The organism is Pseudomonas sp. WS 5146 (assembly GCF_012985495.1).
Taxonomy (GTDB): domain Bacteria; phylum Pseudomonadota; class Gammaproteobacteria; order Pseudomonadales; family Pseudomonadaceae; genus Aquipseudomonas; species Aquipseudomonas edaphica.
Map to the genome: position 1 here is coordinate 919,013 of NZ_JAAQWL010000001.1, position 18,548 is coordinate 937,560.

Annotated in this window: 16 protein-coding genes; 8 read left to right on the forward strand and 8 right to left on the reverse strand. The window is 62.0% G+C overall.

Translation table 11 applies throughout. The features are described from left to right. Positions 1 to 41: 41 nt before the first annotated feature. From purT to HBO41_RS04210, 5 genes are all read right to left on the reverse strand, one after another. On the reverse strand, positions 42 to 1,223 hold the full coding sequence (gene purT, locus HBO41_RS04190; protein WP_138449464.1) for a formate-dependent phosphoribosylglycinamide formyltransferase: 1,182 nt from the start codon (positions 1,221 to 1,223) through the stop codon (positions 42 to 44). A 69-nt stretch (positions 1,224 to 1,292) separates the two neighbouring features. Then, a complete protein-coding gene (locus HBO41_RS04195) occupies positions 1,293 to 1,760 on the reverse strand; it encodes a VUT family protein (protein WP_056858699.1) in 468 nt (155 codons plus the stop codon). A 165-nt stretch (positions 1,761 to 1,925) separates the two neighbouring features. Then, complete coding sequence (locus tag HBO41_RS04200; RefSeq protein ID WP_090368760.1) at positions 1,926 to 2,141, reverse strand: DUF1289 domain-containing protein; 216 nt, start codon at positions 2,139 to 2,141, stop codon at positions 1,926 to 1,928. Continuing rightward, complete coding sequence (locus HBO41_RS04205) at positions 2,138 to 2,662, reverse strand: gamma carbonic anhydrase family protein (protein WP_017139717.1); 525 nt, start codon at positions 2,660 to 2,662, stop codon at positions 2,138 to 2,140. The genes HBO41_RS04200 and HBO41_RS04205 overlap by 4 nt, the downstream gene beginning before the upstream one ends. 35 nt (positions 2,663 to 2,697) lie before the next feature. Continuing rightward, entirely contained in the window at positions 2,698 to 3,300 is a 603-nt protein-coding gene (locus tag HBO41_RS04210; RefSeq protein WP_017139716.1) for a CoA pyrophosphatase, read from the reverse strand. Between the two features lie 146 nt (positions 3,301 to 3,446). Here HBO41_RS04210 and HBO41_RS04215 point away from each other — a divergent pair, with 146 nt between their 5' ends. The 7 genes from HBO41_RS04215 to nagE all read left to right on the forward strand — a co-directional run bounded on the left by HBO41_RS04215 (position 3,447) and on the right by nagE (position 11,949). Beyond that, on the forward strand, positions 3,447 to 3,995 hold the full coding sequence (locus HBO41_RS04215; protein WP_017139715.1) for an NUDIX hydrolase: 549 nt from the start codon (positions 3,447 to 3,449) through the stop codon (positions 3,993 to 3,995). 36 nt (positions 3,996 to 4,031) lie between these two features. Then, positions 4,032 to 4,535: a murein L,D-transpeptidase family protein gene (locus tag HBO41_RS04220; protein ID WP_017139714.1), complete on the forward strand. Its 504-nt coding sequence runs from the start codon at positions 4,032 to 4,034 to the stop codon at positions 4,533 to 4,535. A 271-nt stretch (positions 4,536 to 4,806) separates the two neighbouring features. Next, positions 4,807 to 5,565, forward strand: coding sequence for a GntR family transcriptional regulator (locus HBO41_RS04225; RefSeq protein ID WP_017139713.1), 759 nt, complete (start codon positions 4,807 to 4,809; stop codon positions 5,563 to 5,565). A 10-nt stretch (positions 5,566 to 5,575) separates the two neighbouring features. Beyond that, entirely contained in the window at positions 5,576 to 6,682 is a 1,107-nt protein-coding gene (nagA, locus tag HBO41_RS04230; RefSeq protein ID WP_138449460.1) for an N-acetylglucosamine-6-phosphate deacetylase, read from the forward strand. After that, entirely contained in the window at positions 6,675 to 7,685 is a 1,011-nt protein-coding gene (locus HBO41_RS04235) for an SIS domain-containing protein (protein ID WP_407073956.1), read from the forward strand. Before nagA ends, HBO41_RS04235 begins: the two co-directional genes overlap by 8 nt. Positions 7,686 to 7,714: 29 nt before the next feature. Then, a complete protein-coding gene (ptsP, locus tag HBO41_RS04240) occupies positions 7,715 to 10,225 on the forward strand; it encodes a phosphoenolpyruvate--protein phosphotransferase (RefSeq protein WP_169985215.1) in 2,511 nt (836 codons plus the stop codon). Between the two features lie 26 nt (positions 10,226 to 10,251). Next, complete coding sequence (gene nagE, locus HBO41_RS04245; RefSeq protein WP_017139709.1) at positions 10,252 to 11,949, forward strand: N-acetylglucosamine-specific PTS transporter subunit IIBC; 1,698 nt, start codon at positions 10,252 to 10,254, stop codon at positions 11,947 to 11,949. Between the two features lie 223 nt (positions 11,950 to 12,172). On the opposite strand, the gene HBO41_RS04250 is transcribed toward nagE, so the two are convergent. Next, a complete protein-coding gene (locus HBO41_RS04250) occupies positions 12,173 to 12,484 on the reverse strand; it encodes an NGG1p interacting factor NIF3 (protein ID WP_169985217.1) in 312 nt (103 codons plus the stop codon). A 4-nt stretch (positions 12,485 to 12,488) separates the two neighbouring features. Beyond that, positions 12,489 to 16,385: a phosphoribosylformylglycinamidine synthase gene (gene purL / locus HBO41_RS04255; protein ID WP_169985219.1), complete on the reverse strand. Its 3,897-nt coding sequence runs from the start codon at positions 16,383 to 16,385 to the stop codon at positions 12,489 to 12,491. A 287-nt stretch (positions 16,386 to 16,672) separates the two neighbouring features. Here purL and mltF point away from each other — a divergent pair, with 287 nt between their 5' ends. Further along, positions 16,673 to 18,133: a membrane-bound lytic murein transglycosylase MltF gene (mltF, locus tag HBO41_RS04260; RefSeq protein WP_017139703.1), complete on the forward strand. Its 1,461-nt coding sequence runs from the start codon at positions 16,673 to 16,675 to the stop codon at positions 18,131 to 18,133. Between the two features lie 136 nt (positions 18,134 to 18,269). Here the strand turns inward: mltF and HBO41_RS04265 are convergent, their stop codons facing one another. Next, positions 18,270 to 18,548 carry a PTS transporter subunit EIIB gene (locus HBO41_RS04265; RefSeq protein ID WP_017139702.1) on the reverse strand — a complete coding sequence of 93 codons (279 nt, stop codon included), beginning with the start codon at positions 18,546 to 18,548 and terminating at the stop codon, positions 18,270 to 18,272.

The following is an 18,548-nucleotide window of genomic DNA, read 5'->3' on the forward strand; positions in this document are numbered from 1 at the left end:
CAATCGTTCCCACGCTCCGCGTGGGAACGATCGGGTTGGGTTTACAGCTCTACAACAACAGCCTTCGAAGCACGGGTCGCTTTAGCTCGGGCAGCCTCAATCGACTCATCCCGCGCCAACGCCACACCCATGCGGCGCTGGCCATTCACTTCCGGCTTGCCAAACAGACGCAACGCCGTGTCCGGTTCGCTCAAGGCAGCACCGAGGTTGGCGAACGCTGTCTGAGTCGACTGCCCTTCCACCAGGATCACCGCCGAAGCCGAAGGCCCGAACTGGCGGATCAACGGAATCGGCAAGCCCAGGATGGCGCGCGCGTGCAGCGCAAACTGCGACAGGTCCTGGGAAATCAGGGTCACCAGACCGGTGTCATGCGGGCGTGGCGACACTTCGCTGAACCACACCTGATCGCCCTTGATGAACAACTCCACGCCAAACAGACCGCGGCCACCCAGCGCCTCGGTCACGGCTTTGGCTACACGCTCGGATTCAGCCAGGGCAATCGGGCTCATGGCTTGCGGCTGCCAGGATTCCTGATAATCGCCCTTCTCCTGACGGTGCCCCACTGGCGCACAGAAGGTGGTGCCACCGATGTGACGCACGGTCAGCAGGGTGATTTCGTAGTCGAAGTCGATAAAACCTTCGATGATCACGCGGCCTTTGCCGGCACGCCCGCCTTCCTGGGCGTAATCCCAGGCTTTTTGTACATCATCGGCGCCGCGCAGCAGGCTCTGGCCCTTGCCCGACGAACTCATCACCGGTTTGACCACACACGGGAAGCCCAGGTCTTGCACGGCCTTGCTGTAGTCTTCGAAGGTGTCGGCGAAGTGGTACGGCGAAGTCGGCAGGTCCAGCTCTTCAGCGGCCAGACGACGGATGCCTTCACGGTTCATAGTCAGCGACGTGGCACGCGCGGTCGGGATCACGGTAAAGCCTTCGGCTTCCAGTTCCACCAGCGTTGCAGTGGCGATGGCTTCGATTTCCGGCACGATGAAGTGCGGCTTTTCGGCCTCGATCACGGCGCGCAGGGCGGCGCCGTCGAGCATGTTGATCACGTGGCTGCGGTGCGCAACCTGCATGGCCGGCGCGTTGGCGTAGCGATCCACGGCAATCACTTCAACGCCCAGGCGTTGCAGTTCGATTACCACTTCCTTGCCCAGCTCACCGCAGCCACACAGCAAAACGCGGGTCGCGGTTGGCGACAATGGAGTTCCGATTCGGGTCATCTCAGGTCCTCAGGGGAGCGGATCATGGGGAGAAAGGCCGGCATTTTACATGAACTGTAAAAATTGGCCTCAGTTGGCGACAGCCCGTTTGCGCATACGCCAGGCCATGATCAGCCACACCACCGTGACCCCGGCAAATTTGGACACCAGCGCGGTGCCGGCCACTGCCGGTGTGAGCGCGCCGATCAAGCCGAAGAAGATAAAGGTATCGAGGGGAATGCTCAGCGCCGAACTTATCCACAGGCGGTCGTGCAGCGGGCGCTTGGTGATGCTGAACACCAGCCAGTCGATGCACTCGGACACCGCAAACGCCGTGGCGCTGGCCAGCGCGATGGACGGGTCAGAGGTGATATACGACAGCACCAGCGCTGCCAGCATGGCGATGATTGCGCCATGGCCGAAGCGGGTTTGCACCATGTCACGCAGGATAAACACCAGGCCACCCCAGGCGGACCAGATGACATCCAGGTGCGGGGCGGTGGAGAAAGCGAAGTTGATCAGCACGACGCTGCTGATGTAGGCGATCAGGAAGAGCATGGGGCGAGGACCTGTGGGCAAGGGGCACAGGGTACTTCACATTTTGAAATATGTCGTCTGGGCGGGCCTCATCGCAGGCAAGCCAGCTCCCACATTTGAATTGTGAATACCTTCAAATGTGGGAGCTGGCTTGTCGGGCCGCCGCATCGCTGCGATAGCGGTCGCTCAGGCCCCAGATTTACCCGGCATCATCCACACCAACCCACTCGCCTTCGCCCGCTCATGGCACAACCCCAGCACCACCCGGCGCTCGGCATTGTCCATGCGGCTCCAGCGCGTAATCTCATCCACGGTGCGCTGGCAGCCGGTACAAATATCGTCATCGTCCAGCGCACAAATACTCACGCACGGCGAGGCGACGGGGCGTTCAACCGGGTTCATTCTTCCTGCTCAACCAGGTCACGCGCATACCGCTGCGCGTTATGCACATAGTGCGCGGCGCTGGCTTCGAGCATGCGCTTTTGCGCCTCGGTCAGCTCACGTACCACCTTGCCCGGCGACCCCATCACCAGCGAGCCATCGGGGATTTCCTTGCCTTCGCCAATCAGCGAGTTGGCGCCGATGATGCAATGCTTGCCGATCCTGGCACCGTTGAGGATCACCGCGTTGATGCCGATCAGGCTGTAGTCGTCGACGGTGCAGCCGTGCAGCATGGCGTTATGGCCGATGGTCACGCCGGTGCCCAGGGTCAGCGGGTAGCCCATGTCGGTGTGCATCACGCTGCCGTCCTGCACATTGCTGTTCTTGCCGATCAGGATCAGCTCGTTATCGCCACGCAACACCGCGTTGAACCAGACGTTGGCGCCCTCTTCCAGCTTGACCTTGCCGACCAGCGTGGCATTCGGCGCCACCCAGCTGTGCGGGTGCGTCTCGACGCGGGCGTCGCCCAGGCGGTATTTCATGGTGTGTCCTCACGGCTGGCCATTCAAGCGATGGCTTAGATATTGATAAAGCTTTTAGGCGGCTGGTGCAGGCTGATCTGGGCGTCGTCATAGAGCAGGTTGATCAGCTCGACGATCATGATTGCCGTCAACCCCCAGATCTTGTATTCACCAAATCGGTAGCTGGGCACATACCAACTGCGGCCCTGGTAATCGATGCGGTGGGTGTGTTCGCGCGGGTCCTGGCGGAAAAACTCCAGCGGTACGCTGAACACGGCGGCGATCTCGGCATCGTTGGCCAGGTATTCGACGTAATCGGGGATCACACCGACGTAGGGCGTTACACGAATGCCATGCAGGGAAATCAACGGGCTTAACGGGCCGACCACTTCCACCAGACCGGGCGGCAGACCGATTTCCTCTTCGGCTTCGCGCAGTGCGGTAAAAATCAGGTCCGGGTCTTCGGGGTCGCGCCGCCCGCCAGGAAACGCCACTTCGCCACCGTGGGTCGACAGACCGCTGGCGCGCAGGGTCAGGATCAGCTCGGGTTCGTCGCTGCGGGTGATCGGCACCAACACGGCGGCCTCGGGGAAACGCCCGTCAGTTTCCAAGGTGTGGGGGGTGTGATTGGTTACCCGGCGAAGTAGCTCGTCCAGCATGAGTCATCTCGGTCTGTTGGCTACCTTGTATCATGCACCAAAGCAGGCAGGCGCCCAACCCCAAAACCACCGGCGTGTCGCTAAACGACAACTTGCAGCGCCCTGCCCGCCACGCCAAGATAGACGCACTTTCCAGGAACCCCAGCATGAATTTCTGCAGCCAGTGCGGTAAACCGGTTACCCAACGCATTCCCGAAGGCGACGGCCGCCTGCGCTACGTGTGTGATCACTGCTCGACCATTCATTACCAGAACCCCAATATCGTCGCCGGCACCGTGCCGGTGTGGGGCGATAAAGTGCTGCTGTGCCGCCGCGCCATCGAACCGCGCCTGGGTTACTGGACCCTGCCCGCAGGCTTTATGGAAAACGGCGAAACCGTAGAGCAGGCCGCCGCCCGCGAAACCCTGGAAGAAGCCTGCGCCCGCGTGCGCAACCTGAGCATCTATACCCTGATCGATGTACCGCACATCAGCCAGGTGCATATCTTCTACCGCGCCGAACTGGTCGACCTGGACTTCGCCGCAGGCCCCGAGAGCCTTGAAGTGAAGCTGTTTGATGAGGCCGACATCCCTTGGTCCGAGCTGGCTTTCCGCACGGTCGGGCGTACCTTAGAATGCTTCTTCGCTGACCGCAGGCAACAGCTGTTCCCGGTGCGCAGCGAGTCGGTGCCGCCGATGACGCGGCCGGCCAAATAACTCCAGGCAGCACCTTTTACAAGGGAAACCGTTTTAATGCGTTGGTTGCTCGCTCTGATCTGCCTGTCGTTCGCTAGCCTGTCTTCGGCCTCCACGGTGGAAACCCTCGGCGGCAAACCGGTCGAGAAAATCCTGGTGCTCAAGTCCGCCCATCAGTTGCAATTGATCAACGACGGCAAACCGCTCAAGAGCTACCGCATCTCGCTCGGTAAAAACCCCAAGGGCACCAAACTGATGGAAGGCGACCGCCGCACGCCAGAGGGCTTCTACTGGATCGACTGGCGCAAGACCAGCGACCGCTTCAACCTGGCCATGCACATCTCCTACCCCAATATCAGTGACTCGGCCCGCGCGCGCCGCGAAGGCGTGAAACCGGGCAGCATGATCATGATCCACGGCACGCCCGACACCGAGGAATACCCGGAACAGTGGTTTCACACCCTGGACTGGACCGACGGTTGCATCGGCATGCGCAACGTGGACATGCGCGAAGTCTGGAACCTGGTCAAAGACGGCACCCTGATCGAGATTCGTCCGTAATCGCCTACCGTTTGTAAAATAACTCAAAAATAATTAAAAAAAATCCCTGCCCATGGCAGCGCCTGCCGGTGAATACCAGTTCACTGCGCGGGCTGCGCAATTCTGCGCGCACTCAAGACCTCTCTAATACCACTTGATATCAGGCACCCTTAATGTGCGCTGAAACAGGCTACCGCACTGTTTTCGCTGCATTGACATGGTATTTAAGTGGTATTAATTTCCGGCCAATACCGGGCGACAACATTCCAATAACGCATCGGAAACCTGACAGATGAATCCCATACTGGCGCTGCGCCCCGACGACAAACAGTCCACGCCGCTGTACCTGCAATTGGCCCGCAAGCTCGAAGCGGCGATCCATGCCGGCGAGTGGAAATCCGAACAGGCGTTGCCGTCGGAACGGGTCCTGAGTGAGCAACTGAGCATTTCCCGCGTCACCGCGCGCAAAGCCCTGGAAGTGCTGTTTGCCCAAGGCTTGATTCGCCGTAGCCAGGGTTCCGGGACCTTTATCACCCCGCGTCTGGAGCAGCCGCTGTCGCGCCTGTCGGGGTTCAGCGAGATGTTGCGCCTCAAGGGCTTTGTGCCCACGTCCCAGTGGCTTGAGCGCGACATCACCCCGCCGACCCACGAAGAACTGATCCGCCTGGGCCTGTCGCCGACCGACAAAGTGGCGCGGCTCAAACGCCTGCGTAAGGCTGACGACACCGTAATGGCAATTGAAATGACCGCCATGCCCGCCTCCGTGCTGCCAAACCCGCAAGCCATCGGCAATTCGCTGTACGAATACCTGGAAAGCATCGGCAAACCGGTGGTGCGCGCACTGCAACATATCCAGGCGATCAATGCCTCCGATGAGTTCGCCAAGCTGGTCGGCATCGCCCCCGGCACCGCCATGCTGCTGATGACCCGAGTCGGCTACACCGCCGACAACACGCCGATTGAAATCACCGACACCTACTGCCGCAACGACTACTACGACTTCGTCGCAGAGCTGCGCCGCAATGACTACTCCGCTGAACCGCGAGTTTAGAGAACTGCCCATGTCCGAAGACAACATCCTCACGCCCGGCGGCTGGATTCGCGGCCGCCTGGTGCACGAACACGGCAAGGTGGTCGCCATCGACGGCACGCCGTGCGACCCGAACGACAATGACCTGCCCTACCTGCTGCCAGGCTTTATTGACCTGCACGTTCACGGCGGTGGCGGCAAAGACATCATGGAAGGCACCGACGCCTTCGAGACCATCACCCGCACCCACGTGCGCTTTGGTACGACCTCGCTGCTGGCTACCACCATGACCGCACCGGTGGATGAAATTTCCCGCGTGCTCGGCGAACTCGGCACGTTCTGCGAGCAGCGTCCTACAGGCAGCGCACGGGTTCTCGGCGTACACCTGGAAGGCCCCTACATCAATCCGGGAAAACTCGGCGCGCAGCCCAACTTTGCCCACACCGCATTGATGGCCGAAGTCGAAGCCTACCTGCGCCTGGCGCCGATCCGGGTGATCACCATTGCCCCGGAAATCGCCGGCCACGATGCCTTGATCCGAGCCCTCAGCGAACGCGGCGTGCGCATGCAAATCGGCCACACCCTGGGCAGCTACGAAGAAGGCGTCGCTGCCCTCGCCGCCGGCGCCACCAGCTTCACGCATTTGTATAACGCCATGAGCCCGCTGCATCACCGCGAACCCGGCATCGTCGGCGCCGCGTTGGCCCACGCCAAGTACGCCGAATTGATCCCGGATTTGCTGCATGTACACCCCGGCGCCATGCGCGTGGCGCTGCGCTCAATCCCGTGCCTGTACTGCGTCACCGATTCCACCGCCGCCGCCGGCATGCCCGACGGCGAATACAAGCTGGGCAGCCACACCGTCACCAAATGCCTGGGCGGCGTGCGCCTGGCCGACGGCACCTTGGCCGGCAGCACCCTGACCATGGACCAGGCACTGCGCAACCTGGTGAAAATCGGCCTGCCGATCAGCGAAGCCTCACAACGCCTGTCGCAATTTCCTGCGGACTATTTGGGCCTGGAAGAACGCGGGCGCCTGCAACCGGGCAGCTTTGCCGACTGCGTGCGCATGGACCGCTCCCTGACACTCACCGACGTAATGGTCGAAGGAGAAACCATTGACTTCAAAAATGCTTGAAGAGGCCCTGGCCTCCTGTGACGCCGTGGAGGCCCAACTGCAGCGCCTCAACCCGATACTGGAGGAAGTGGCCGGGCGCCTGCGCCGCCAGCCGCCGCAAGTGGCGATGACCATCGCCCGTGGCAGTTCAGACCATGCCGCCAGCTACTTCGCCTACCTGGCCATGCAGCATGTGGGTATTCCGGTGGCGTCGTTGCCAATGTCGGTGGTGACCTTGCTGCAAGCGCCGTTAAAGGTCAGCGGCCAAGTGGCGTTCGGTTTCTCCCAGTCGGGGCAAAGCCCGGATTTGGTCAACAGCCTGCGCCTGCTGCGCAAACGCGGGGTCTTGAGCATTTCGATGGTCAACGCCGAAGACTCACCACTGGAAGCCGCGTGTGAATTCCATGTGCCACTGTGTGCCGGGCCGGAGCAGAGTGTCGCAGCGACCAAAAGCTTTATCGCCACTTTAAGCGCCAGCGCGCAGTTGATCGGCCACTGGAACCAGGACCTGTTGCTGCTGCAAGCCTGCCAGGCCTTGCCCGACGGCTTGCGCGAAGCCGCCACCCAGGACTGGACGCCCGCCATCGAAGCCCTGCGCAGCAGCCAACGCCTGATTGTAATTGGCCGTGGCGCCGGTTTTGCCATCGCCCAGGAAGCCGCGCTCAAGCTCAAGGAAACCTCGGCAATCCAGGCCGAAGCCTTCAGCAGCGCCGAAGTGCGCCACGGGCCGATGGCCTTGATCGATGAAAACTACCCACTGCTGGTGTTCGCCCCACGCGGCGCCGAGCAAGCCGGGCTGTTGAGCCTGGCCGCCGATATGCGTCAACGCGGCGCCCGCGTCTTGCTGGCCGCGCCGGACGATATCAGCGAGCGCGACCTGACCCTGAGCCGCGCCGAACACCCGAGCCTGGACCCGATCCTGGCGATCCAAAGCTTCTACGTGATGGCCGCAGGCCTGGCGGAGGCCCGCGGCATGGACCCGGACCAGCCGCGCCACCTGAGCAAAGTTACCCGCACTCACTGAGTCGCGTTTTCCTGATGAGTACCGTGCCCATGTCCTACAACAATAATGAATTGACCCTAAGCGCCCCACTCAGTGGCCCGGTGCTGAGCCTGGGCAACGTTCCCGATGAAGTGTTCGCCAGTGGCGCCATGGGCGACGGTATTGCCATCGACCCACTGAACGATTGCCTGCACGCCCCCTGTGATGGCGTGATCATCCACGTCGCCCGCACCGGGCACGCACTGACGATTCGTGCCGACAACGGCGCCGAAGTGTTGATGCATGTGGGCATCGACACCGTGGAATTGAACGGCGAAGGCTTTGCCCTGCTGGTGAAGGAAGGCGCACGGGTGAGCCAGGGCCAGGCACTGGTGCAGTTTGATCTGGATCGCATTGCGCGCCAGTGCAAAAGCCTGGTCAGCCTGATTATCCTGACTAATGGCGAGGGTTTTGAGCTACGGCCGGTTGCAGGAAAAACCGTCAAGGTGGGTGAGCCGTTGCTGCACATTGCCGCGCGTTCGGTAGCGCCGTTGCAGGCGGCTGTGGATAACTCTGTCACCGAAGTGCGCGCCAGCGTGCGCATTACCCACCGTGGCGGTTTGCATGCACGCCCCGCCGCGCTGGTGCGTAAGACCGCGCAAGGTTTCAGCAGCCATGCAGAGTTGCACTTCGCCGGTAAGTCGGCGCCGTGCGATAGCCTGATTGGCTTGATGGGGTTGGGCATTGGTGAAGGTGATGAAGTGCGCATCACCTGTCGCGGCAAGGATTGTGAGGCGGCGTTGCAGGCGCTGGTGGCCGCACTGTCGGTTGCTGTGAGTGAAGAACACCACGCGCCGGTAGTCGTGACACCGCGTCGGGCGAACACCGAAGCCGGTGTGTTGCAAGGCGTGTGCGCCGCGCCCGGCCTGGTCTGCGGGCCGCTGTTTCGCCTCACCGGTATCGAACTGCCGCAAGACACGGGCAACCACATCGCCGACGAACAACTGCAACGCCTGGACACCGCGCTGGAGCACGTGCGCGGAGAAATCCGCAGCACCCTGGCACAGGCACGCCAACGCAAGAACGTCGAAGAAGAAGACATCTTCGCCGCCCACCTTGCGCTGTTGGAAGACCCCACGCTGCTGGATGCCGCCACCCGTGCCATCGAGCAAGGCAGCGCCGCTACCCACGCCTGGCGCGATGCGATCCAGGCGCAATGCGCGGTGTTGCTGGCCCTGGGTAAACCGCTGTTTGCCGAGCGCGCCAACGACCTGCGCGATCTGCAACAGCGAGTACTGCGTGCGCTGTTGGGGGAAGTCTGGCACTTCGAATTGCCGGCCGGCGCGATTGTCAGCGCCCATGAACTGACCCCCTCCGACCTGCTGCAACTGAGCGCACAAAACGCCGTGGGTATCTGCATGGCCGAAGGCGGCGCTACGTCTCACGTCGCGATTTTGGCCCGAGGCAAAGGCTTGCCGTGCGTGGTCGCGCTGGGCGCCGAAGTGCTCGACGTGCCCCAAGGCCAACGCGTGGTGCTGGACGCGGCCAACGGTCGCCTGGAACTGGCACCCAGCGAGGCGCGCCACGCCGAAGTGCAACAGATTCGCGATGCGCAGAAACTGCGCCGTCAGCAACAACAGGCCCAAGCCCAACAAGCGGCGCAAACCCGCGATGGCGTGAGCATTGAAGTGGCGGCGAATGTTGCCTCCAGTGCCGAGGCTAAAGTGGCGTTTGAGAACGGCGCCGATGGTGTGGGTTTGCTGCGCACCGAATTCCTGTTTGTCGACCGCCGCACCGCGCCGGATGAGCAAGAGCAACGCCAGGCCTACCAGGCCGTGCTGGATGCCATGGGTGACAAGTCGGTGATCATTCGCACCATCGACGTGGGCGGCGACAAACAGCTCGATTACCTGCCGTTGCCGGTTGAGGCCAACCCGGTGCTGGGCTTGCGCGGCATTCGCCTGGCGCAAGTACGCCCGGACGTGCTCGACCAACAACTGCGCGCCCTGCTGCAAGTGTCTCCGCTGGCGCGTTGCCGCATCCTGCTGCCGATGGTCAGCGAGGTGGATGAACTGCTGCAGATCCGCCAGCGCCTGGATGAACTCTGCGCGGAGCTGGAGCTGACCCAGCGTCCGGAACTGGGCGTGATGATCGAAGTGCCCGCCGCCGCGCTGATGGCTGAGCAACTCGCCAAACACGCGGACTTTTTATCCATCGGCACCAATGACCTGTCCCAGTACACCCTGGCCATGGACCGCGACCACGCGGGCCTCGCCGCACGGGTGGATGCCTTGCACCCGGCGCTGCTGCGCTTGATCGCGCAAACCTGCGCCGGTGCCGCCAAGCATGGGCGTTGGGTGGGTGTGTGCGGTGCCCTGGCGTCCGACCCGCTGGCCACGCCGGTGCTGGTTGGCCTGGGTGTGAGTGAACTGTCGGTCAGCCCGCCGCAAATCGGAGAAATCAAGGACCGCGTTCGCCACCTGGACGCGGCGCAATGCCGGCAATTGAGCCAAGGCCTGCTCGACCTGAGCAGCGCCAAGGCCGTTCGCCAAGCCTGTCAACACCACTGGCCGCTGAGCTGAAAACAACAAGAATAGGGAGACACGCCATGTACCAACATTTCATCGAAGGCCTGCAACGCCTCGGCCGCGCACTGATGCTGCCGATCGCGATTCTGCCGATCGCCGGCCTCTTGCTGCGTCTGGGCGACACCGACCTTTTGAACATCGCGGTGATGCACGATGCCGGGCAAGCAATCTTCGCCAACCTGGCGCTGATCTTCGCCATCGGTATTGCCGTCGGTTTTGCCCGCGACAATAACGGCACGGCGGGTTTGGCCGGGGCGATTGGTTACCTGGTGATGATTTCCACGCTCAAGGTGATGGACACCACCATCAACATGGGCATGCTCGCCGGTATCGCCAGCGGCTTGATGGCCGGTGGGCTGTATAACCGCTTCAAGGACATCAAGCTGCCGGAGTACCTGGCCTTCTTTGGTGGGCGACGGTTTGTGCCGATTGTCACCGGGTTTTCGGCGGTCGCTCTGGGCGTGATCTTCGGCCTGATCTGGCCGCCGATCCAGCACGGCATCAACAGTTTCGGCGTGCTGCTGATGGAAAGCGGCAGCTTTGGCGCATTCGTGTTTGGCGTGTTCAACCGCCTGCTGATCGTCACCGGCTTGCACCATATCCTCAACAACATGGCGTGGTTTGTGTTTGGCAGCTTTACCGACCCAACCACCGGCGCCATCGTCACCGGCGACCTGACCCGGTATTTTGCCGGCGACCCGAAAGGCGGCCAGTTCATGACCGGCATGTTCCCGGTGATGCTGTTCGGCCTGCCCGCCGCGTGTTTGGCGATGTACCGCAATGCACTGCCGGAACGCCGCAAGGTCATGGGCGGGATTTTCCTGTCGATGGCGCTGACCTCGTTCCTCACCGGCGTGACCGAGCCGATCGAGTTCGCATTCATGTTCCTTGCGCCATTTTTGTACCTGATCCACGCGGTGCTCACCGGCCTGTCGATGGCCGTGACCAATATGCTGAATATCCACCTCGGTTTTACCTTCTCCGGTGGCTTTATCGACATGGTGCTCGGTTGGGGCAAGTCCACCAACGGCTGGCTGGTATTCCCGGTCGGGTTGGCTTACGCGGTGATCTACTACAGCGTGTTCAACTATTGCATTCGTCGGTTCAACCTGAAGACACCGGGGCGTGAAGACATCCAGGTGGTGCAGGCTGAGGTGATGACCGATAACCAGCGGGCCAGTGCCTACATCAGTGCACTCGGCGGTGCAGAGAATTTGCTGAGTGTCGGCGCGTGCACGACTCGTCTGCGCCTGGACATGGTGGATCGTAACAAGGCGGTGGATGCGCAGTTGAAAGCACTGGGCGCCATGGCTGTGGTTCGGCCGGGTAACGGCGGGAGTTTGCAGGTGGTCGTAGGGCCGATGGCCGACAGCATTGCGGATGAGATCCGCCTGGCGATGCCGTCGTTTGTTGCCAGTGCGCCGGTGGCCGCCCAGCCTGTGGATAAACCGGTCGCGGTGAATGTGCAAGAGGCCGAGAAGTGGCTGAATGCTTTAGGCGGCCGCACGAATGTGCGCCAGCTGGAAGCGGTGGCGATGACCCGATTGCGGGTGGAACTGGGGGATGATTCGGTGCTGTCTGAAGCGGACCTGACTGCGCTGGGTTGCCAGGGTGTGAGCCAGCTGGACAGCGGGGTTTGGCATTTGTTGATTGGTGACAAGGCCACTGGATTGGGCGAGGCACTGGAGCGGCTGGTTACCCGACCAATCAACGCCTGACCGATCGTTCCCACGCTCTGCGTGGGAATGCCGCCCCGGACGCTCCGCGTCCAGGCCGTCGCCCTGCACAAGGGTGACGCGGAGCGTCACAGGATGCATTCCCACGCGGAGCGTGGGAACGATCAATGTGGGAGCTGGCTTGCCTGCGATTGGCCCTTACAACCAACAAAAAACCCGCTGACCAAACTGGCCCAGCGGGTTTCTTGTTTCTGCAATCTGCGAATCAAAAATCCGCCAACTGCCACACCTCATACGCCGGTGTCTCATAGGGATGGCTGAGTTTCAACGCGGCTACAACCGCCACGATCAACTCATCCGCCACCACCAGCTCAACCTTCCATTCCTCAACCACTTCAACCTGGCCCACTTGCCCGATAAACGGCTGGCTGCCGTCCATCGCGCGGAATTGGCCCTGGCCCAGCACTTGCCAGGCACAGCTGTCGTAGTTGCCGATGCGCCCGCCGCCGGCTGCGAAGACGGCGGTTTTCACCGTCTCCACATGGCTGGCGGGCACAAAGAAGGCAAGCTTGTACATTGCCTTAGTTCACCCACACGCGAGCGTTGCGGAACATGCGCATCCACGCGCCGTCTTCGTTCCACTCTTCAGGGCGCCACGAGTTTTGCACGGCGCGGAACACACGCTCCGGGTGCGGCATCATGATGGTCACGCGACCGTCGCGGCTGGTAAGGCCGGTGATCCCGCGCGGCGAGCCGTTCGGGTTGGCCGGGTAGCTCTCTGTGACCTTGCCGTGGTTGTCGACGAAACGCATCGCCACACAACCGGACAGGTCGGCTTCGAGCAGGGCTTCTTCGCTGGAGAATTCAGCGTGGCCTTCACCGTGGGCGATGGCGATTGGCATGCGCGAACCGGCCATGCCTTGCAGGAAGATCGAGTTGGATTCCTGCACCTGCACCATGGCGACACGGGCTTCGAACTGCTCGGAACGGTTACGCACAAAGTGCGGCCAGAACTCGCTGCCCGGGATCAACTCGTGCAGGTTGGACATCATCTGGCAACCGTTGCACACACCCAGGGTGAAGCTGTCGTTACGCTCGAAGAAGCCCTGGAACGCATCGCGCGCACGGCTGTTGAACAGGGCCGATTTGGCCCAGCCTTCACCGGCACCCAACACGTCACCGTAGGAGAAACCACCGCAAGCGACCAGGCCTTTGAACTCGTTGAGGTCAACGCGACCGGCGAGGATGTCGCTCATGTGCACGTCGATCGCATTAAAGCCGGCGCGGTCGAACGCGGCCGCCATTTCCACCTGGCCGTTGACGCCCTGCTCTCGCAGTACGGCAACTTGTGGGCGAATGCCTTTCTTGATGTAAGGCGCGGCGATGTCCTGGTTGACGTCGAAGCTGAGCTTGGTGCTCAGGCCCGGGTTGTCTTCTTCCAGGATCACGTCGAATTCCTGCTCGGCGCAGTCGGCGTTATCACGCAGGCGTTGGATCTGGTAGCTGGTCTCGGCCCACTGGCGTTGCAGCAAGCGGCGCTGGCCGGCAAACACGGTATCGCCATTGAAGGAGATATTGATTTCACCGTTATTGATCGGTTGACCGATCACCGCCACACAGTCGTCCAGGCCAGCGGCGCTGAATTGTGCGAGTACGTCCGGAGTGGCGTCCTGGCGAACCTGGATCACGGCGCCCAACTCTTCATTGAACAGGATGCCGTTGATTTCGGCAGCATCCTCGGCAACGCTGTCGAGCACAATGTTCAGGCCGCAGTGACCGGCAAATGCCATTTCGACAACGCTGGTCAGCAAACCGCCGTCGGAACGGTCGTGGTAAGCCAGCAGGTGGCCGTCGGCGTTCAGGCCCTGGATCACGGCGAAGAAGGCTTTGAGGTCTTCGGCGTCATCCACGTCCGGCGCGTGCTTGCCGAGCTTGCCGTGGGTTTGCGCGAGGATCGAGGCGCCCATGCGGTTCTGGCCACGGCCCAGGTCGATCAGGATCAGATCGGTGGTGCCCTTGTCCATGCGCAGTTGCGGGGTCAGGGTCTGGCGGATGTCGGTGACCGGTGCAAAACCGGTCACGATCAGCGACAGCGGCGAGGTCACGCTCTTGTCGGTGCCGTCTTCGTTCCAACGGGTGGCCATGGACATGGAGTCCTTGCCCACCGGAATGGTGATACCCAGTTCCGGGCACAGCTCCATGCCGACAGCCTTGACGGTGTCGTACAGGCGCGCATCTTCACCCGGGTGACCGGCAGCGGACATCCAGTTGGCCGACAGTTTGATGTCGGACAGCTTGCCAATGCGCGAAGCGGCGATGTTGGTGAGGGTTTCACCAATCGCCATACGGCCCGACGCCGGGGCGTCCAGCAGGGCCAGCGGCGTGCGCTCGCCCATGGCCATGGCTTCACCGGTGTACACGTCAAAGCTGGTGGCGGTGACGGCAACGTCGGCCACCGGCACTTGCCATGGGCCAACCATTTGGTCACGGGCAACCAGGCCGGTGATGGTGCGGTCGCCAATGGTGATCAGGAAGCTTTTGCTCGCCACGGCCGGGTGGTGCAGCACGCGTTCGATGCTGTCGGCCAGTTCCAGCGTGCTTGGGTCGAAGTCATCGCCCAGCTCGGTTTCACGCACGGCGGAGCGGTGCATGCGCGGGGCTTTGCCCAGCAGTACTTCCAGCGGCATGTCGACCGGGCTGTTGCCGAAGTGGCTGTCGGTGACCGTCAGCTGTGGTTCGGCAGTGGCTTCGCCGACCACGGCAAACGGGCAACGCTCACGTTCGCAGATGGCCTGGAAGCGCGCGAAGTCTTCAGGGCCAACGGCCAGTACGTAGCGTTCCTGGGATTCGTTACTCCAGATTTCGTGCGGGGCCATGCCCGGCTCGTCGTTTGGAATGTTGCGCAGTTCGAAACGGCCACCACGGTCGCCATCGTTGACCAGTTCCGGGAAGGCGTTGGACAAACCACCGGCGCCGACGTCGTGGATGAAGCTGATCGGGTTCTTGTCACCCAACTGCCAGCAACGGTCGATGACTTCCTGGCAGCGGCGTTCCATTTCCGGGTTTTCGCGCTGTACGGAAGCAAAGTCCAGGTCTGCCGAGCTGGTGCCGGTGTCCATGGAGGAGGCTGCACCGCCGCCCAGGCCGATCAGCATCGCCGGGCCGCCGAGCACGATCAGCTTGGAGCCGACCAGGATCTCGCCCTTCTTGACGTGTTCTTCACGGATGTTGCCCATGCCGCCGGCCAACATGATCGGCTTGTGGTAACCGCGCACTTCATCGCCACGCGGGGTGGTGATGGACTGTTCGAAGGTACGGAAGTAACCGGTCAGCGCCGGGCGCCCGAACTCGTTGTTGAACGCGGCGCCGCCCAGCGGGCCTTCGATCATGATGTCGAGTGCGGTGACGATGCGCTCAGGCTTGCCGTACGGCACTTCCCACGGCTGTTCGAAGCCCGGGATCTGCAGGTTGGACACGGTGAAACCGGTAAGGCCAGCCTTTGGCTTGGCGCCACGGCCGGTGGCGCCTTCGTCACGGATTTCGCCGCCCGAACCTGTCGCTGCGCCCGGGAACGGGGCAATCGCGGTCGGGTGGTTGTGGGTTTCAACCTTCATCAGGATGTGCACCGGCTCCTGCACCGCGCCGTACTGGCGGGTTTCAGGGTCCGGGAAGAAACGGCCGGCGACGGAGCCGACGATCACCGAAGCGTTGTCCTTATAAGCCGACAGAACGCCTTCGCTGTGCATCACGTAGGTGTTCTTGATCATGCCGAACAGGCTTTTTTCCTGGCTTTCGCCGTCAATGTCCCAACTGGCGTTGAAGATCTTGTGACGGCAGTGCTCGGAGTTGGCCTGCGCAAACATCATCAGCTCGATGTCGTGCGGGTTGCGCTTCAAGCCGTTGAAGGCGTCGACCAGGTAGTCGATCTCGTCTTCGGCGAGCGCCAGGCCCAGTTCGGTGTTGGCCTTCTCGAGGGCGGCGCGGCCACCGCCGAGCACGTCAATCGCGGTGAGCGGCTTGGGCTCGGCGTGGCTGAACAGGCCGGCAGCCTGTTCCAGCTGGCTGACGATGATCTGGGTCATGCGGTCGTGCAGGCTGCTGGCGATCAGCTCGGCTTCAGCGTCGCTGAACTGGCCAGCCACGTAGAAGGCGATGCCACGCTCAAGGCGCTGGATGCTCGACAGGCCGCAGTTACGGGCGATGTCGCTGGCCTTGCTCGACCAGGGCGAGATGGTGCCGAACCGCGGCAGAACCAGGAACAAGCGGCCGGTCGGCTCTTGAACGGGAACGCTGGGGCCGTACTTCAGAAGGCGTGCGAGCACTTGCTGTTCGTCGGCGGTCAAGACGCCGGTTACGTCGGCGAAGTGAGCAAATTCAGCATACAAGCCTGTAACAGCTGGAACCTTTTGGCTCAGTTGCTCAAGGAGTTTGCTGTGGCGAAAGGCAGAAAGGGCAGGAGCGCCGCGCAGGATCAACATCTTCGGGACAGCCTCGGGAAGGGGGTGTGCTTTGAGGCCGTGCATTCTAGCGTAAACCTGCGCCAACGGCACTCGAAACGGCACGGCTGGCCGCTGCCGAACGTCAGTTGGCAGCGATTGCACGCTTTCGGGGCGAAATCCTGGGGTTGGCGCGCAGTTATTTTAACCGTCACAAACCCTCGCCAACCCACGTTTCTGCGGGCTGCAGCCCGGTTTTGCGGGTGCTAGCAGACAAGTCCGCTGCTGTCGAGATATGGCGCCGAGGGCCGTTTGCGTATACTGCGCAGATGTTCTCCCCTACTGCTTTACGCCCGCGATGCGCCAAATGGCTGATCGCAACCGGACTCTTCCTGATGCTCAGCGCCTGTGTTGATAAGCCCAGCACGCTCGAGCGAATCAAGGAGGATGGCGTATTGCGGGTGATTACCCGGAACAGCCCGGCCACGTATTTCCAGGACCGCAACGGTGAAACCGGTTTCGAGTACGAACTGGTCAAGCGCTTTGCCGATGACCTGGGCGTGAAGCTGGAGATCGAGACCGCGGATAATCTCGATGACCTGTTCGGCCAGCTGGGCAAACCCAACGGTCCGGTTCTTGCGGCCGCCGGCCTGGTCAGCAGCGAGCAGCGCGCGCAACAGGTGCGTTTCTCCCATCCGTACCTGGAAGTCACGCCGCAGATCATCTACCGCAACGGCCAGTCGCGCCCCACCGGCCCGGCAGACCTGGTGGGCAAGAAGATCATGGTGCTCAAAGGCAGCACCCACGCCGAGCAATTGGCGGCACTTAAAAAGCAGAACCCAGCGATTGAATACGAAGAGTCCGACGCCGTGGAGGTGGTGGACCTGCTGCGCATGGTGGACGAGGGCCAGATCGACCTGACCCTGGTGGACTCCAACGAAGTGGCGATGAACCAGGTGTACTTCCCCAACGTGCGCGTGGCCTTCGACCTCGGCAATGCCAGCAACCAGAGCTGGGCCGTGGCGCCGGGGGAAGACAATAGCCTGCTCAACGAGATCAACAGCTACCTGGACAAGGTTGAGAAAAACGGCACCCTGCAGCGACTGAAAGACCGTTACTACGGGCATGTCGATGTACTCGGCTATGTCGGCGCCTACACCTTCGCCCAGCATTTGCAGCAACGCCTGCCCAAGTACGAGAAACACTTTCGCGCCTACGCCAAGGAAGAAAAGGTCGACTGGCGCCTACTGGCGGCCATCGGCTATCAGGAATCGCTGTGGCAACCGGCCGTCACCTCCAAGACCGGCGTGCGCGGCCTGATGATGCTGACCCAGAACACCGCCCAGGCCATGGGCGTGTCCAACCGCCTGGACGCCAAGCAAAGCATCATGGGCGGTGCCAAGTACCTGGCCAAGATCAAGGATGAGTTGGACGACAGCATTGCCGAGCCGGACCGCACCTGGTTCGCCCTCGCCGCCTATAACGTCGGCACCGGCCACCTGGAAGATGCGCGCACGCTGGCCAAGAAAGACGGCCTGAACCCGAACAAGTGGCTGGACGTGAAGAAGATGCTGCCGCGCCTGTCGCAGAAGCAGTGGTACAGCAAGACCCGCTACGGTTATGCCCGCGGTGGCGAGCCGGTGCATTTTGTCGCGAACATCCGCCGGTATTACGACATTCTCACCTGGGTGACCCAGCCGCAGTTGGAAGGCAACCAAGTGGTGGAAGGCAACTTGCACGTGCCGGGTATCGACAAGACCAAGCCGCCGGAAGATAACCCGCAGTTGTAAACCCAATCTCCCAAACGACCCATAACCCTGTGGGAGCCGGGCTTGCCCGCGATGGCGGCTAGCCAGTCAACATATTCGTTTCCTGACACACCGCTATCGCGGGCAAGCCCGGCTCCCACAGTTGATCCTCGTCGTTTTATAGGCCAGTGAGCAGATGCACGACCCCGCCCGTTAACACCATCACACCCGCAACACCCGCCGCCTTCAGCGCCTGCGCATCCAGCCGCCCTGCATCCTGCAACTGCACCCGCACCCGCGTCAGTGCCACGCGCTGTTGCGACTTGAGGTTATCCACACCGCCCAATGCGCTCAGTACCTCGGTCGACAACAGACCCTGCGCAGGCGCCACCACGGTTTCGGCAATCAAGTCCGGGGTGAGGGCCTTCCAGAATGCGCGCTGTAATTTCTCGAACAT